Below are 16,892 nucleotides of genomic sequence, written 5' to 3' on the forward strand. Positions count from 1 at the left end.
AGATTGCAAGAAAGCCATTATGCCAAAAACGTATGCAATAGTAGATAACGATCCATTAGTTTTAGCGGTTATGCGAAACGTGCTCAGCAAGCTTTTGCCAAGCGAGTACGTGTGCAAATGGTGCGTAAAATCAGGCGTGCAAGCTTTGAAATATTGCCAAGTAGCAAAAACTACTCCAGATTATATTTTGATAGATATGTCAATGAAAGACATGTCTGGAGTAGACGTAATACGCGCAATTCGCGAGAAAAACAACAGCATTATTTTAATTGGCATGACTTCTTACGATTGTAGATCCTACGCTTCGATGGTTTCGCAAGTTGGCGGGCAAGCGATGGTTGCTAAAGACAATTTCAAAGGTCTAGCAGAAGCTTTGCAATATTGTAATAATCAGCAGGTGTATGGCTGCCGTTGTGTTAAAGACGTTGCTTACGATTTTGCTACACCGCAAGAATCTTTTATTAGGCTTTCTAAATCAAGCTCGCGCAGCGTTTTGCCTCCGCAAGAACTAAAAATTATGGATCTGCTCGCTAAAGGCTACACAACGAATCAGATTGCGTCTCAACTTGGTCTTATGCCAAACACTATTAACACGCATATTCATAGAATTTACAAAAAGTTGCATGTTTCTAACCGAGTGCAAGCAATATCCGCGTTTGCTGCAATGCAAAATCGTGAGCAAAATAGCAATATGCAATATTTTAATGATTCGCCGCAGAATCATCCGAATTTTTTGCAAGAAACGGATAATGCATGTTAATGAAAACATTTTCGCGCGTTATTGAGTTGGTTAAAAGCTGGAAAATTCAGCGAACTTTATTCATAATATTGGCGATTCTTGTAGTGTCAATGGATGTGCAATCTTGTAATACGGCTGGTCTGTGGCATAATCCGCAGCAATCTGTGTGCCAATACGTTTGGATGTTTGCAATATTTCTTTTGATTGCTTTTTCGCGTCAAATATCCCTCGTAACTCCGATTTTGTATTGCGTAACGCTGGCAGTACCAGGCGTAAATGCAACTTGCTTTCTTTTTTCATTGATCGCTAGTATGTTTGTTGCAGGCTTTTACGATTCGTGGAAGTATTTGCTTTGTGCGTACATAGTTTCGCTGAATATTATGTACTTTGCAAAAATGGCGTACATTCCGCTTACTTTTCCTTGTTTTATTCTTATTTCCATGATTTGCGGTTACGTTTTGCGCAAGTATTTGAACATGTTGGAAGAAAATAATCGCGCAAAAATGGATATTGTGCGCAGTGAGTTCCATTCTTATATTGCTTCTGTTGCATTGCAATTGCACGACGATGTGAACAATGAGATTACGGATATTACATTGCTTGCGACTGATGCTTTGTATGCCGAGAAAAGTGATCATACAAAAGAGTCGCTAGAGCAGATTGTTGAGCATTCTCGTAATGCGCTTTCTAAAACGCGACTTGTTATTAATCTACTTGAGCAAGCTGAGCATAAGTATGATGATTCTTTAGATTCAAATATTGCTAGTATTGCTGGCACGCAGTTTATTTATGGTTCTAATGGTAATAATTGCATGACTTTGGCTGATTTTCTATGCAATATTCGCGCACGATTGCAATCTGAGCGTAAGATTTGTGAGCAGCTTGGGTATTATGGCTCTATAACAGTAAATGATGAAAGTTCGGGGAGTGGCAATCTTGCTGTATCTGCAATAGTTGATGCCGAAAAAGCTCAATGTGCTATTCGCATGTGCAGCGAGCTGCTTACTAATATTCGCAAGCATTGCAATACTAGCGTTGATTTTTCTATGAATGTTACGGTTGATGAGCGCGAATGCAAAATAATGTGTATGAATTCGATTTCGACGTTGAATAAGTTTGGTGAAAGGCTTGTTTTTGGCAAAGGGCTACTATTCCACAAAAAATCTGTGGAACGTTTAGATGGATCTTTAAGCGCGCAAAAAGATGACGACACTTGGCTGGTCAATGTTGTTATTCCGCTAAATTAGCATCACTCAAATCATGCGTTATCGTGGCAAAAATCGCAAAATTAGCAAAAACTGCCACGATAACTAGGTATGTCACGCATTTGCTGGTTCTATTGCAATACGTCCACCCAACGCTTGAACAACCTTTACAATAGTTTGAAAGCTAGGATTGCCGTCTCGTCTTAGGCTTTTGTAAAGGCTTTCTCTTCCAACCTCGGCTTTTTGAGCAATCTCTTTCATGCCTCGAGCTTTTGCAATATCACCTATAGCAGCTTGCAGCAAGCGAGGATCGTTAAGTTCTGCTGCAGCATTTAGATACGCAATAACATCATCATCGTCCTCAAGATACTCACTCGCATCCCATTTACTTATATTTACCATTTTTTCTCCTCAATTAATTGTGCGAGAAGTATCTTCGCTTGCTTAATATCTTTACTTTGACTACTTTTATCTCCACCAGCAAGTAATAGCATTAGTTTTGAGCCTTTTTGTGCAAAATACACACGATACCCTGGTCCAAAAGTGAAACGCAGTTCACTAATACCATTGCAAACTGGATGTAAATCACCTACTGGTTTGCCTGCAATCTCACATAATCTCAGCCTCGCGTTAATTCGAGCTTTAGATTGCGTATCGCGAAGTTTTTTCATCCAATTGCGATACTCAACTGTTTGAAGTATCTCCATAAAAGTATTTTATCCTGTAGGATACAGTTTTGCAATATAAGTAAGCAATCATATCAGTTATCGTGGCAAAAATCGTAAAATTAGCAAAAACTGCCACAATAACGTGTATAACATAGCAACGAAACAGCATTCTGCATCACAGATTAACCGCTTACTTGCATCTGCTGTGCAAAGGTTCGTCCAAATACTCGATTGAAAAGCGTCCAAGCACTCGATTAAAGCGCAAGAAAGCACAATAATTTATTCTTGCACAATGGCTATTTCTCTGCATGAATAGGAACGTGTACATTAATAATCCACGAATCGTCATCTTCAATAACTTTAAAAGTTCCGCCAACTCGTTCCGCAAGCATCTTATGAAAACGCAGTCCATATCCTAATTGCAAGTTAGCAAGAATACCGCGTTGCGCACTATTTATACACGTAATATGACATTCATTGTCATTAAGCATTACATTCATAGCGTATTCTTTAGGCTTTGCAGCATGCTTTTTTACGTTTGCAAGTAGTTCTCTGCAAATATATTCAATTTGAGCACATTCTTCAAAAGGCAAACGCATTGATTGAGAATCTTCAGCAGTTAAATCACTACTCAAGTCAATGGAACCAATATAGCCAAGCTTTTCAAATGACTTTTGTTCACAGTCAAATAGAGCGCGTAAGCCTGTGCAAAAATCTTTATAACATGTAGTCGATTGCATAACATCGCTAGTGCTTGCAGTTGTAGCATTGTCAAGAAGAGAAATGATATTGCGTGCTTTATGAATAGTTGTAGTAGCACATTGAAGAATCTCTCGCGAATTTTCATGCTCTTGGTCATGAGTTGTTTGAGGTTCAATAGATTGTTGGGCCATCATCATAATGCTGGAAAGCTCATTAGTTACTTCATCGTGCATGCGAATTGCCGCAATAGTGGCATATTTTTGAAAAACGTTGTAACGTTGCGCAAATAACTGTTCCTGTTGCTGGTGAATAGTAGAAATATAGTATTTTAAGATTGCGCTAGAGATAAGAGTTATAAGAAGCCACCACGCCAACACATAAGCGTTTTGAAAATCGCAGATAATAAAAAACCATGAAGATACTCCGCAAGAAGAAAGCACGGTGTACCAAGGTTGAGTAATTACAGCAATTGCCAAACAAATCAATATGGTAAGCATCATAGATGAATAGTTGATATTGGGTGCAACAATTACCAACGGCATCCAAATGAGCACAATAAAAGATGCCTTACGCGGCCATATTGCAATGCATAAGCAGATTACGATCCATACTATTTCAACTGTAATTGCATGCCAATTAGAGTAGTAATGAAGATTATTATAGGAACAAATTTCAAGAATCAAAGTACAACTTATGATTGCACCAATTCCAATTTTCCGCCAAGCATCATGCGGCAAAAAATTGATCATACGCGTTAATAATTTCATAACTACCTACTTTTACACGTTAATTTCTTACACGTTATATGTCATGCGAGTATTTTGCGAGCGCAGCGAGCGCCTGCATGCGACTTTTAACTTGAAGTTTTCCATAAATACGCCGTAAATGCGTGTTGACTGTTGAAACTTTCACATTAAGCTGATCTGCAATCTCTTTCGTAGAATACCCCTGTTTGCACAATCGCATAATTTCCGATTCTTGAGGAGACAAAACTGAAGTCTTCGGAAGTTGAGAAATCATATTGAATGATTCTTGCGGAGTGTGAAAATAGTCAATATATTGTGGCAATTCTGGGCAACCGTAGCTTGTTGTGCTCGATTGGATAGCTGCAACTACGTCTGCTAAATTATCTTTATGCACTAGCGCTTGACCACCCGACTTAGCGACTGGCAATACGTATTCATCCATCATGTAGGAAGTAATGCCAATTAAAACAATATTGCTATTGCGCTCGCGAATTGCTTTAATTACATCAACACCACTCATTTCTCTCATTGACATATCTACTAAAAGTACGTCAGGAGTATTTTCTGTAACGCAACGATGAATAGCTTGTTTTGCAGAAGAACACATCCATGCACAAACAAAGTTTTCAGGCAAACGACTTTTCAGAAGAAGTTGCATATATCGCAATACAAGCGTGTCATTATCAACAATTGCGTAAGTAGTGTTCATACAATATATGGTATCTTGTTTTGGAATCCGCTTATCAAGAGATGTGCGATTGTATTGTTTTTCTCAAATTATCAAGATTGTACACATTAAAGTGCCATACGCTAGCACTTTCCGTTGGCACACTCCATTCTTCGGTTTTGCCATTCGCAGTAAAACGAATTATTTGAGTTGTTGGTTTACTTATAACTTCAAAATTAGTGAGTTGATTCCACGCAATACGACGAAGATACTTATCGTCTAATTTAGCTAGATTACCCGAGCCTAAAATGGCATTCGGATTAACAACAATAAACTCATTATTAGTGGCAGCAATAATACGCGCATTAACGCCTTGCGCTACATAGAATAATTTAGGTAACAAAAATAGTTTGATTAAATCTTTCCACCAAGGGTCGTATTTCATTGTAAATACATACGTCTTATCAACTGAAAGATTGTGATCTTTAAAATACTTGACGATATCTTCTTCTCGTATACCGCGCAAAGGATTAGTCATAATAAGCACCTCCTTGTGATTCCTGTTTTGTAAATTACCAACATACTAACGTGCAGATTTTATCTACACAAATAGGCGTACCTATTTTTAACGATAGTGTTTTTAGAAAACTTTTAGAAAACTTTTACTATTAGCAGTTTGCATGTTCTCAACAATCAACATTTAAGAATAGTTACAAAACGGAAATATTCTTAAATAATTAAATAAAAAAGGTTGCTTATGAAAGTGCATAAGCAACCTGATTAATTAACTAATTAACTAATTAACTAATTAACGAAGCAATGAAGCAACTAAGTGACTAGAAATCCCAATCGTCGTCATCGGTTTCAACAGACTTGCCCATAATGTAGCTGGAACCAGAGCCGGAGAAGAAGTCATGATTTTCGTCGGCTGCAGGAGAAAGAGCTGCGAGAATTTCTGGGCTTACGTGAGTTTCTTCTTCGCTGTACTTAGCAGGATAGCCAAGGTTCATCAAAGCCTTGTTAGCGTTGTAACGCACGAAGTCAAAAACGTCATCGTGGAAGTCAAATCCTTCATAAATCTGACCAGAATACTCAACTTCCAAATCATACAAAGTATCAAGCAAGTTCATAGTGAACTTTTCAAGATTCTTCTTATCGTTCTCGCTTCTAAGCTCCAAACCGCGCTGGAACTTGTAGCCAGAATAGTAGCCGTGAATCGCCTTATCGCGCAAAATCAAGCGAATCATGTCGGCAGTGTTCATCATCTTACCGCGAGAAGCAAAGTAAAGTGGCAAATAGAAACCCGCGTAAAGAAGCAACGAAGAAAGCATAGTGGCTGCAATCTTGCGCTTAAGCGGATCTTCACTCTCGTACTCGCAAAGCACGGTGGTAACACGCTGCTGCAAAACGTCGTTGCCAACAGCCCAACGATAAGCCTCATCAATTTCTTCGCTAGAGCAAAGAGTGGAGAAAATAGAGGAGTAGGAGCGAGCGTGAATCGACTGCATAAAAGCAATATTCGTGTAAATAGCTTGCTCGTGCTCCGTGCGAGCGTGCTCAATCTGGCAAAGCTCACCGATAGTTGCCTGGCTGGTATCAAGCAAAGTCAAGCCTGTAAAAACGCGAGTAGTGGTCTTGCGCTCAAGATCGGTGAGGGAACGCCAAGAAGGAATATCATTGCTCAGCGGAACCTTTTCTGGAAGCCAGAAGTTAGCAATAAGACGATTCCAAACGTCCAAATCCTTGTCGTCAACAATATTGTTCCAATTAACCGGGCGCACGCGCGAACCGTGATGATAGCGATACTGAGCTGGTGTGATAGAAGCTGCCATCATAGCGTCGTCTGCGATTACGCGATTTGTGCCGAAAGGCTTATCGAGGCTACTTCTAAGCTCGGTTGGGCTGAGTTCTGTCATAATTACTCCTGATTTTGTGTTTACGTTTTATAAAATTTTTAAGTTTTTGATTTAATTTGCGAAAGATTTTCAGCGTTACGACTTACAGCGTGCAGCTTACGCAACCCTCGATTTCTGTACCTTCCAAAGCCTTCTGGCGAATACGAATGTAGTAAAGAGTCTTAATGCCCTTACGCCACGCGTAAATCTGAGCTTTGTTCAAATCGCGAGTAGTCGTAGTGTCTGGGAAGAACAAAGTAAGAGACAATCCCTGATCCACATGCTGAGTTGCCTCCGCATAAGTGTCGATAATCGCCTTCCAACCAATCTCGTAAGCATCCTTAAAGTACTGCATATTGTCGTTCGTCATGTATGCAGCAGGGTAGTAGACGCGGCCAACTTTGCCCTCTTTGCGAATCTCAATGCGAGAAGCAATCGGGTGAATCGAACTCGTGGAATGGTTGATGTACGAGATTGAGCCAGTTGGAGGAACAGCTTGCAAATACTCGTTGTAAATGCCGTCGCGCAAAATCTCGTCGCGCAAAGTCGCCCAGTCGTTTGCGGTTGGAATTGCAACGTTAAAACGGGCAAACAAATCGCGAACTTTTTGAGTTTTAGGCTCAAGCGAGCGGCTGCCATCTGTGTACTTATCGAAGTAGTTGCCTTTGCCTGCAGGCTTAGCGTAAGTGCTCGTCTTAAAGCTTGCAAAAGCGTGGCCGCGCTCCACAGCCAAAGCGTGGGAAGACTTATAAGCGTGGTAAGCAACAGTCATAAAGTACATGTCTGTAAAGTCAAGAGCTTCCTCACTTCCGTACTGCATATGCTCGCGAGCAAGAAAACCGTGCAAATTCATTTGACCCAAGCCAATAGCGTGGCCTTCCGCGTTTCCGCGACGAATCGAAGGCACAGAATCAATCGAAGTGTGCTCCGAGACAGAAGTGAGTGCGCGCACAGCCAAATCAACGCTTGTATCCAAGTCACCGTCCATCGCCTTAGCAATATTAAGCGAGCCAAGATTGCAAGAAATATCGCGACCAACGTGGCTATAAGACAAGTCAGCGTTATAAGTGCTTGCTTCCTGAGTTTGCAAAATCTCGGAGCACAAGTTGCTCATAGTAATGCGACCCTCAATAGGATTTGTGCGATTTACAGTATCTTCAAACAAAATGTAAGGGTAGCCAGACTCAAACTGAATCTCCGCAAGAGTCATAAAGAATTCGCGAGCGTCGATGTACTTCTTGTGAATACGAGGATTTGCAACCATCTCATCATAATGTTCGGTAACGGAGATATCTGCAAAAGGCTTGCCATATTCGCGCTCAACGTCGTAAGGGCTAAACAAAGCCATCTTTTCCTTGCGCTTAGCAAGCTCGAAAGTAATATCTGGAATCACAACACCCAAAGAAAGCGACTTAATACGAATCTTCTCATCTGCATTCTCGCGCTTAGTATCGAGGAAACGCATAATATCTGGGTGATGCGCGCTAATATACACAGCTCCAGCGCCTTGACGCGCGCCAAGCTGATTAGCGTAAGAGAATGAATCTTCCAAAAGCTTCATAACAGGCACAACGCCGCTCGACTGATTCTCGATGCGCTTAATAGGAGCGCCAAGCTCGCGCAAATTAGTAAGAAGCAGAGCAACGCCGCCGCCGCGCTTAGAAAGCTGCAAAGCAGAGTTGATTCCACGTGCAATTGATTCCATATTGTCTTCCAAGCGCACGAGGAAGCAGCTTACCGCCTCTCCGCGCTGGGCTTTGCCAAGATTCAAGAACGTTGGGGTGGCTGGCTGGAAGCGGCCTGCGAGCATCTCGTCCAAATAGTTGAGTGCTGCTTTTTTATCGCCATCTGCGAGTTCCAAAGCGACTGCAGCTGCGCGCTGAGCGAAGTTTTCCAAATACTGCTTGCCGTCGAAGGTCCTCAAAGCGTAAGAAGTGTAGAACTTAAAAGCACCCAAGAATGTACCGAAAGTGTGGTGAGCGGCTTCTGCGTGCTCATAGAACTTATCTAGAAACTCGTCGCTATATTTGTGGAAAACGTTGCCGTTGTAGTAATAGTTGTCAATTAAATAATTTAAGCGCTCGCGAGTTGAATCAAACTTCATGCTGTGCTCTTGCACGTAACCCGAAACGTAAAGCTTCTCTGCTTCCTGATCTTTGTCAAACTGAATACCTTTTTCTGGGTCGAAAAGACCGAGCATAGCGTTAAGAACGTGGTAGTCGCGGCTGTTGCGAATGCGTTCGGCAGTTGTGCTGCTGCTGGCAGTGCTGGCGTCGTCAGTGTGATCAAGATTAAGCGAAGTAGATTCGCTCATCGGATCCGTGCTATTCATGGGTTTTATTCCTTTCTTCGTGCGTTGTTTTTGCTTTTCAAACGCTGGTTGTTTTTATTTATATTCTGTATTTGTTGTTTTTGTTTGTTTATCTTTATTTATCTGCTTCTTTTAATTGCCTTAAAAATCTTGGTATTCCTTGCGCTACTTTTTCTATGTCTTCTTGAGTTCCCGTAAGCTCAAACGAATACATGTTTGGAATTGCGCATTTTCCAGCAATTTGACCGCCTGCAGCGCAATATGCGTCTCCAAAATTCGTATTTCCAGAAGATATTACGCCGCGAATAAACGAACGATTTTCGCGATTGTTTAGGAATTTGCGCACTTGCATTGGTATTGCTTTAGAAATATTTCCGCCGCCGTAAGTTGGCACAATCAAAACGTATGGTTCGCGCACGTGCAATTCTGGTTCTTTTGGACGAAGCGGTATGCGATACACGTTCACATTGTTGCTTGGAAAATCGCAATTTTTCACGAATCGTAGTGTGTTTTCGGAGACGGAAGAAAAATAGACTACAGCTCCGATTGATTCGCCTTGTGCGCGCGCTTCTGGCTCGCTTGGTTGTGACATATTTTCTTGATCACACATTTTTATGCTTCTTAATTGCTTTGATTATTTTGACTGCTTTGCATATTTTGATTGTTGATTTTTGACTGCTTTAATCGTTTTGATTGTTATCTTCTAATTGACTTGCGATTTGTGCAATCAAATCTGGACGATATCCGCTCCAAGACGAGTTTGGAGTAATCACCACTGGCGCTTGGCGATATCCTGCAGCGCGCAACTGGTCTAAAGTAGAAGGGCTTTGAGTTAAGTCTACTGTTTCAAAATTCACGCCTAGCTTAGTGAATTGACGCTTTGTGGCATCGCACTGTGGGCAATGTGGCTTGGTGAAAACTGTAATAGTCACGATTCGTCTCCCTTCGTTATGTGGTGTTTAAGTTTTTTGCTTTATGATTATTTAATTTCGTGCTTTTTGGCACGATTTAACAGTCTACTACCACTTAACACTATTTGTAGTGGCGTGTTGTATAGATAATCCCTATATCTAGTGTCTCCAAATTTGAGCCAGCACGCGTGTCTATAAGATTTAAGCGGTATTTATGCTTTCTAAATAGCGATGAATAAAAGTAAAAATGTAATCTTTATCACAAAATTGCCACTATTGCGATAGTGCAAAATTTACGTGTGAGCGCAACAAAAACGCTTGTGCATATAAAACGATAAACTTAAAAAAGTGTGTTTTGATTGGTTAAGTGTTAAAGATAAAACAATCATAAAATAATAAAACGGTTATAAATATTACTGTTATAAATATTAAAAGATAGAGGTGCAAAATGTCGGAAACTCAAGCTAGAGCAAATATTGGTGTTGTTGGCTTGGCAGCTATGGGATCGAATTTGGCGCGAAATCTTGCGCATCACGGCAATACAGTTGCTGTTTATAATCGTCATTATTCGCGCACAGAAACTTTGATGAATCAGCATGGCAGCGAAGGCGATTTTGTGCCAGCTAAAACTGTTGAAGAGTTTGTTGCTTCGCTTAAGCGCCCACGCACAGCAATCATTATGGTAAAAGCTGGTGCTCCTACAGATGCTGTTATTGAAGAGCTTGCAAGTGCTATGGAGCCAGGAGATATTATTGTTGACGGCGGAAACTCCTACTTTGAAGACACGATTCGCCGAGAGAAAAACATTCGCGCGCGCGGTCTTCACTACGTTGGTTGCGGTGTTTCTGGCGGCGAAGAAGGTGCTTTGCGCGGCCCTTCGATGATGCCAGGAGGCACGGAGGAGTCTTGGAAAACGCTTGGTCCTATCTTAAAGTCGATTGCGGCTGTTGCAGAAGGCGAGCCTTGCGTAACGCATATTGGCACTGATGGCGCTGGTCACTTTGTAAAAATGGTTCACAACGGCATTGAGTACTCCGATATGCAGCTTATTGCCGAAAGCTACGATTTAATGCTTCGCGGTTTGGGCATGAAGTCCGAAGATATTGCAGATGTGTTTAGCGAGTGGAACAAGGGCGAGCTTGATTCTTATTTGATTGAGATTACGGCGGATGTGCTTCGCCAGAAAGACGCTAAGACTGGTAAGCCTTTGGTTGAGATGATGGTGGATCACGCTGGAATGAAGGGCACGGGTACTTGGACTGTACAGTCTGCGCTTTCGCTTGGAATCCCTGTAACTGGTATTGCAGAAGCTGTGTTTGCTCGCGGACTTTCAAGCCAGGTTGCTTTGCGTGAAGCTGCTGAAAACCAGGGTTTGACTGGCCCAGATATGCATTTTGATTTTAGCGATTCTGAGCGTAAGGCATTTATTGAGGATATTCGCCAAGCTTTGTACGCTTCTAAGATTGTTTCTTATGCTCAAGGATTTGATGAGATTGCTGCTGCTGCAATTGAGCATGATTGGAAGATTGACCAGGCTGCTGTTGCTCGCATTTGGCGCGGCGGATGCATTATTCGTGCTCAGTTCTTGAACCGCGTTTCCGAGGCGTTTGAATCTGGGCAGGCAAGTGTTTCCTTGCTTTTTGCGCCGTACTTTAAGGATGCTATTGAAAAGTCGCAAGCTGCTTGGCGCCGTGTTGTTGCGCGCGCAGTGGAGCATGGTGTGCCTGTTCCAGCATTCTCCAGTTTGCTTGCATATTACGATGGCTTGCGTTCCAAGCGTTTGCCAGCATCGCTTATTCAAGCTCAGCGCGATTTCTTTGGCGCGCACACTTACGGTCGCATTGACGAGCCAGGAGTATTCCACACTTTGTGGGCAGAGCCTAATCGCCCAGAAGTAAAGCAAGATTAAAACTAATATAATCTAAAAATAATTATTTCGTAAGCGTCGCATGTATAAGTTTTGCATGCGACGCCTTGTTTTTACAACACAGAAGCCATGTAGTACGGTAAGTAAAGCAGTTTGCCTTCGCGCTTAATTTCTCCGTGGTGAAGCACGATTCCTTCGCTGCTGGTTTGACTAAAAGCTTCCATAAAGTTTGTTATTGACTTCACACTTTTACTACTACCAGATTTCACTTCTACTGGAATAATCTTGTTGCTTTTGCGCAAGAGAAAATCTATTTCCATTACTGTCTTTTTGGTATCGATACTTGTTTTTTTGTAAAAATACGCGTTGTGTCCATTTGCTTTTAGACACTGTGAGACAATATTTTCTATTATCATTCCTTCATTAATGTGTAGCTTGTCTAGCAGAATTGCTTTATAAAGTTCATTTTCTAAGTAAGGTCTATCTTTGTATGCTAATGAAGTTAACAGTCCTGTATCCATCATGTAGCATTTGAAGGAATGGTTGATAGTAGATAGATTCAAAGCTACACTTGGGTCTTCAACGCTGTTTGCAATATTTATTATCATTGCTTCTTCTAGCCAACGTATTGGATCCCTATATTCTTTAATACGCGCGTTGGAATCTACGTGAGATAGCACGTAACGCTTGTCGTGTTTGGAAAGCTCTGCTGGAATTCTATCGAAAAAATTAGTTACGTAAGTAGGGTTCTCTTCTTCCTGATCTTGCATATCTTGCTTATAAAGATTGATTATTTGCTGTTTAGCAAAATCAACCTTCGCAAAATCTTTTGTATCAACGTATGCTTGAACAGCTTGTGGCATTCCACCAACCAGCATGTATTCTCTGAAAGACTTCATTATGCTCTGGTGCATACTGCCCATAGGTTTGAGTGATTCAAAGTGACCTTTAATAGTAGGGAAAATCAGGTCGTTATCGTTCGCTGATAAGTATTCTTCATAATCAAGTGGCAGTACTTCTAATGTGTACTCTTCTGAAGGTATGAGAATATCCTTGCTTTTCTTTGTAATAGAAGCAAGCAATCCTGTTTCAATGTAATCGTAACGACCATCTTCAAGTAGAGTTTTTATTGCTTGCCGTGCTTGTGGGAATAATTGTATTTCATCAAGTATTATAAGAGATTCTCGCTTATAAAGTCTGGTATTGTAAGCTAACTGTATTGTGTTAAATAGAGTATCTAAATCTCTTAGACTGTTTATAAAAAGCTGCTTAATATCTTCTTCGGTTTGATCGAAACGAATCAGAATATAAGACTTGTATTCTTCTTTTCCAAGCTTTTCTGCTAACGTTGTTTTACCGACTCGTCTTGCTCCCTTAAGAAAAAGCGCATAATTTGGTGCATATTCATGCTTCCATTTCAGTATTTCTTTGTATATCTTTCTATCAAACATGTGGGTTTTGCGCTCTTTCTTGGATTATAAATTTGTGCTTGATTTGTTCAATTGTTGCAGAGTGTAGTTTTCCTTGATATTTCAATGGTTTTATAAAGATTTTCCCAAATGCGCCATGTTTTGTCAAGCAGATTTTCCCAAATGCGCTATGTTTTTAGGGGCTGTTTTTCCCAAATGCGCTATGTTTTGAAAGACATCTTCTCGCAAATGCGCCACACGACTATGCTGATTTAATTTTTAGTTGATTGAATATTATGCAGATTACTGGATTGCTGCTTGCAATGTTTCTGCGGTGGTTAGCCACGCGATTTCTTCACTTCCGTTAGCAAAAGATGCAGGATAGTCTGGGTTATTGCTCCCAGAAAGCGCGTCCATTAAAGCTTTCCCTTTTTGCTTTCCAGCAGTTAAGAACCAAGTGCGGCGGCTATGAGCCAGCACGGGAACGCTAAGCGTTAATCGCATTGGCGGCTGCTTAGGGGAGTGATTCACGCCTAAAACTATGCGATCGCGATTATGAATTTGCGGCAATCCTGGGAAAAGTGAAGCCATATGCGCGTCTGGTCCCATGCCAAGAATCGCCAAATCAAACACTGGCTCTTTGCCAAGTAATCCTATAATTTCTTCTTCGTATTCGCGTGCAGCAGCATCTAAAATCGCGTCATTTTCAGCATCGCTAGCATTCGCCACTTCTTGCGCATTGCGCTCATCTGCAGGCATTTCGTGAATATGAGACTCCTGCAAAACTTTGTGATCGCTAAGCATGTTAAGAAGTAGCTCGCGAGCCTTGCGCGCATTACGGTCTTCGCTGTTATAAGCTACAAAACGCTCATCTGCCCACCAAATATGCGCATTAGACCAGTTGATTGCTGGAAGTAACGGATTGCTAGCTAGCATTTGAAACATGCGAATCGAATCTGTTCCACCTGTTAGCAAAAGATGGAATGGCTTATTAAGATTTTCAACATTGTTCTGCCATTGCATAATCAAAGTTACAAATTTTTGTGCAGCAACAGCAGCTAAAATATCTTGATTGTCGTAGCCGTACACTGTTGCGTTATGTGCAAATCTAAAATCTTCAGCCATAATGAATCCTTTTATTATTTCTACTTGTTGTATTAGAGTTCGTTATCTTGCAAGTTCGTTACTCTGCATTGTGCAACAATTTGCGTGAATAAGCTGCGCATAAATCTCGTCTGGGTCAATTCTGCGTAATTCTTCACTTAAGCAGTCTTGCAAAGAACGAATAGGCATAGAAATAGGCTGAGAAGCTTGCTCTGGAAGACTTATTATTGCTTGGCTACTACCAGAAGGTCGCGTTAAAGAAAGCTCGCCATCCTGCCTCTTAAGACTTACTTCTGTAATTGCATGTGCGCTTGAATCTTCAACAATTTCTACAGGAACATTAAGCGAGATTTTTAGCCATTGCGCGAGCAAATGCAACGGAACGTAATGCTTAGGGCCGCTAACTTTAACACTAAGAATCGGCAAGTGAGGCGGCTGATCAAGCATAGAAGCGAGCATTGCACGCCAAGACGTAATGCGTGTCCAAGAAAGATCCACGTCTTTAGAAGACCAGTTTTTGCGCAGATTTTGTACAGTTTCAAGAGTGTTGCTGGCCCGTTGAGCGTCTGTAATTCTGCTGCTTGCCATAGCTCCAAGCAAGTCTTTAGCAGGATTTTCTGGAGCGTTTGTAGGCCACCATGCAACAATAGGCGCATCTGGAACAAGAAGCGGAATAACAAGCGTATCTGGGTGACGAACAAGGTCATTATGCGGATAGAGAATAATGATTTCGCCTGCTCCAGCATCTGCGCCAAATCGCACTTGAGCGTCTAAGTTTGGCGTTTCTTCTTCTTGATTTTCTTGATTGTCTTGATTTTGATTATGCAAACTTGCATTAGCGCTTTGCCAATCGCGAACAATCGCAATAACTCTGCAAGGATGCTCGCGGCTAGCTGCATTTGCTGCTCCAAGCGCGTTTTCAAGCTCTTTAAGAGTGGTGTCAATAAGAAGAGTGAGCACGCGTCCAGTGGCGGATTCGCCTCGTTCTTCGTGAAGCTCGTCGATTTTTGCGGAGATTTTAGACGTGTTTGTGTTAGGAAGATTAATAATCATGGCAGCCTCCAATGGCGATTATCGCGAGCAAGCATGGCATCAGCTTCCGCTGGTCCCCAAGTTCCAGCGCGGTATGGTTGCGGACGCGTGTTAAGCGAAGCCCAAAAATCTTCAATCGGATCCAAAATCTTCCAACTTAAATCAACCTCTTGCGTTGTTGGGAAAAGTGGCGGCTCGCCAAGCAAAACGTCTAAAATAAGGCGTTCGTAGGCTTCTGGAGAGTTTTCTGTAAAAGATCTTCCATAGCTAAAGTCCATAGAAACATCGCGAACTTCCATAGACGTTCCGCCTGGTACTTTTGCGCCAAATCGCATTGTTACGCCTTCGTCTGGCTGAACGCGAATCACAATAGCATTGTTTCCAAGTTCGCGAACAGCAGTAGTCTCAAAAGGCAAGTGTGGAGCGCGCTTAAAAATCACAGCAATCTCTGTAACGCGCTTACCTAAGCGTTTGCCAGTTCGCAAGTAGAATGGCACTCCAGCCCATCTGCGAGTGTCTACGTCTAATCGCACAGCAGCATACGTTTCTGTAGTGCTATCTGGGCTAATTCCTTGCTCTTGCAAATATCCAATAGCCTTATACGACCCCTGCCAGCCTTCTGCGTATTGGCCTCTTGCAGTGTTTGCAGCTAAATCTTTAGGCAAGCGTATAGCAGACAAGACTTTAGTTTTTTCTGCTGTTAAATCGCCAGCGCTAAAACTTACAGGCTCTTCCATAGCGGTGAGTGCCATTAGTTGCAACAAGTGGTTTTGAATAACATCTCGCGCAGCGCCAATGCCGTCATAATATCCAGCTCTGCCGCCTATGCCAATGTCTTCTGCCATAGTGATTTGCACGTGGTCAACATAATTAGCGTTCCAAATTGGCTCATACATTGCGTTTGCAAAGCGCAAAGCAAGCAGATTTTGCACAGTTTCTTTGCCTAAATAGTGGTCTATGCGGAACACGGAATTAGGGTCAAAAACCTCGGAAACTACGCGATCCAACTCTTGCGCGCTTGCTAAATCGTGGCCAAATGGTTTTTCGATTATTACTCGTCTCCATGCGTTTTCGGAGGAGTGTGAGAGCCCCGATGCAGCCAATTGCTGCGCTACAACAGGGAAGCTGGATGGTGGAACAGACATGTAGAATGCGTGATTTCCGCGAGTTCCGCGATCTCTGTCTAACTCGCTTACGGTTTTGCTTAATCGCTCGAACGCGCTTGCGTCGTCGAATGTTCCGCGAACAAAACGTATGCCTTTTGCAAGATTAATCCAAGTGGATTCGCAAAATGGCGTACGGCAATGTTGTTGAATATTTTCTCTAACAAAGTTTACAAAATGCTCATCTGTCCAGTCGCGTCTGGCGAATCCCGTAAGGCCAAAGCCAGGAGGCAAAAGTCCTCGATTTGCTAAATCGTATACGGCTGGCATTAGCTTTTTTCTAGCTAAATCGCCCGTGATTCCAAATATAACAAGGCTGCACGGGCCTGCGATTTTGGCTAGTCGCAAGTCGCGCGGGTCTCGCAGAGGATTCTTCCATTCTGCAATCGAATCGCCCTTATTGCTTTGGGAAAATGGGGTTATTAACTCACTCATATGTACCATCGTAATATTTTGACGTGATTTGGGCGGTT

16 protein-coding genes are annotated in these 16,892 nt (G+C 42.0%); 3 read left to right on the top strand and 13 right to left on the bottom strand.

Annotated elements, in window-relative coordinates; genetic code table 11:
• Nucleotides 1-19 precede the first annotated feature (19 nt).
• On the top strand, nucleotides 20-760 hold the full coding sequence (locus ACPEIW_RS00930) for a response regulator transcription factor (RefSeq protein WP_425663868.1): 741 nt from the start codon (nucleotides 20-22) through the stop codon (nucleotides 758-760).
• The gene (locus tag ACPEIW_RS00935; protein ID WP_425663870.1) at nucleotides 754-1,986 is read left to right on the top strand and encodes a histidine kinase; all 1,233 of its coding nucleotides are present in this window, start codon (nucleotides 754-756) and stop codon (nucleotides 1,984-1,986) included. Before ACPEIW_RS00930 ends, ACPEIW_RS00935 begins: the two co-directional genes overlap by 7 nt.
• Nucleotides 1,987-2,058: 72 nt before the next feature.
• Here ACPEIW_RS00935 and ACPEIW_RS00940 read toward each other — a convergent pair whose 3' ends face one another.
• The 9 genes from ACPEIW_RS00940 to ACPEIW_RS00980 form a co-directional block, all read right to left on the bottom strand.
• The gene (locus ACPEIW_RS00940; protein ID WP_116438153.1) at nucleotides 2,059-2,346 is read right to left on the bottom strand and encodes an addiction module antidote protein; all 288 of its coding nucleotides are present in this window, start codon (nucleotides 2,344-2,346) and stop codon (nucleotides 2,059-2,061) included.
• Complete coding sequence (locus tag ACPEIW_RS00945; RefSeq protein WP_116438154.1) at nucleotides 2,340-2,651, bottom strand: type II toxin-antitoxin system RelE/ParE family toxin; 312 nt, start codon at nucleotides 2,649-2,651, stop codon at nucleotides 2,340-2,342. Before ACPEIW_RS00945 ends, ACPEIW_RS00940 begins: the two co-directional genes overlap by 7 nt.
• Before the next feature lie 257 nt (nucleotides 2,652-2,908).
• Nucleotides 2,909-4,081 (bottom strand): exodeoxyribonuclease V, encoded by a 1,173-nt coding sequence (locus ACPEIW_RS00950; RefSeq protein ID WP_116438155.1) that lies wholly within the window; start codon nucleotides 4,079-4,081, stop codon nucleotides 2,909-2,911.
• A gap of 34 nt (nucleotides 4,082-4,115) precedes the next feature.
• Entirely contained in the window at nucleotides 4,116-4,769 is a 654-nt protein-coding gene (locus ACPEIW_RS00955; RefSeq protein WP_116438156.1) for a response regulator transcription factor, read from the bottom strand.
• A 34-nt stretch (nucleotides 4,770-4,803) separates the two neighbouring features.
• The gene (locus ACPEIW_RS00960; protein ID WP_425663873.1) at nucleotides 4,804-5,265 is read right to left on the bottom strand and encodes a hypothetical protein; all 462 of its coding nucleotides are present in this window, start codon (nucleotides 5,263-5,265) and stop codon (nucleotides 4,804-4,806) included.
• Between the two features lie 298 nt (nucleotides 5,266-5,563).
• Complete coding sequence (gene nrdF, locus ACPEIW_RS00965) at nucleotides 5,564-6,643, bottom strand: class 1b ribonucleoside-diphosphate reductase subunit beta (RefSeq protein WP_016635885.1); 1,080 nt, start codon at nucleotides 6,641-6,643, stop codon at nucleotides 5,564-5,566.
• A gap of 82 nt (nucleotides 6,644-6,725) precedes the next feature.
• Nucleotides 6,726-8,954, bottom strand: a complete 2,229-nt coding sequence (gene nrdE, locus ACPEIW_RS00970; RefSeq protein ID WP_425663875.1) for a class 1b ribonucleoside-diphosphate reductase subunit alpha — start codon at nucleotides 8,952-8,954, stop codon at nucleotides 6,726-6,728.
• A gap of 94 nt (nucleotides 8,955-9,048) precedes the next feature.
• Nucleotides 9,049-9,543 (bottom strand): class Ib ribonucleoside-diphosphate reductase assembly flavoprotein NrdI, encoded by a 495-nt coding sequence (gene nrdI / locus ACPEIW_RS00975; protein WP_116689313.1) that lies wholly within the window; start codon nucleotides 9,541-9,543, stop codon nucleotides 9,049-9,051.
• A gap of 70 nt (nucleotides 9,544-9,613) precedes the next feature.
• Nucleotides 9,614-9,865 (bottom strand): glutaredoxin family protein, encoded by a 252-nt coding sequence (locus ACPEIW_RS00980; RefSeq protein ID WP_016635882.1) that lies wholly within the window; start codon nucleotides 9,863-9,865, stop codon nucleotides 9,614-9,616.
• Nucleotides 9,866-10,292: 427 nt separating this feature from the next.
• On the opposite strand from ACPEIW_RS00980, the gene gndA reads away from it, so the two are divergent.
• On the top strand, nucleotides 10,293-11,753 hold the full coding sequence (gndA, locus tag ACPEIW_RS00985; protein WP_425663878.1) for an NADP-dependent phosphogluconate dehydrogenase: 1,461 nt from the start codon (nucleotides 10,293-10,295) through the stop codon (nucleotides 11,751-11,753).
• Between the two features lie 71 nt (nucleotides 11,754-11,824).
• On the opposite strand, the gene ACPEIW_RS00990 is transcribed toward gndA, so the two are convergent.
• The 4 genes from ACPEIW_RS00990 to zwf form a co-directional block, all read right to left on the bottom strand.
• Nucleotides 11,825-13,162, bottom strand: coding sequence for an ATP-binding protein (locus tag ACPEIW_RS00990; RefSeq protein ID WP_425663880.1), 1,338 nt, complete (start codon nucleotides 13,160-13,162; stop codon nucleotides 11,825-11,827).
• 261 nt (nucleotides 13,163-13,423) lie between these two features.
• Nucleotides 13,424-14,245: a 6-phosphogluconolactonase gene (pgl, locus tag ACPEIW_RS00995; protein WP_425663882.1), complete on the bottom strand. Its 822-nt coding sequence runs from the start codon at nucleotides 14,243-14,245 to the stop codon at nucleotides 13,424-13,426.
• A gap of 42 nt (nucleotides 14,246-14,287) precedes the next feature.
• Nucleotides 14,288-15,277, bottom strand: a complete 990-nt coding sequence (locus ACPEIW_RS01000) for a glucose-6-phosphate dehydrogenase assembly protein OpcA (RefSeq protein WP_425663884.1) — start codon at nucleotides 15,275-15,277, stop codon at nucleotides 14,288-14,290.
• Nucleotides 15,274-16,854: a glucose-6-phosphate dehydrogenase gene (gene zwf, locus ACPEIW_RS01005; protein WP_032817659.1), complete on the bottom strand. Its 1,581-nt coding sequence runs from the start codon at nucleotides 16,852-16,854 to the stop codon at nucleotides 15,274-15,276. The genes ACPEIW_RS01000 and zwf overlap by 4 nt, the downstream gene beginning before the upstream one ends.
• Between the last annotated feature and the right edge of the window lie 38 nt (nucleotides 16,855-16,892).

The organism is Gardnerella piotii (genome assembly GCF_049815665.1).
In the GTDB taxonomy this organism is placed as follows: domain Bacteria; phylum Actinomycetota; class Actinomycetes; order Actinomycetales; family Bifidobacteriaceae; genus Bifidobacterium; species Bifidobacterium piotii.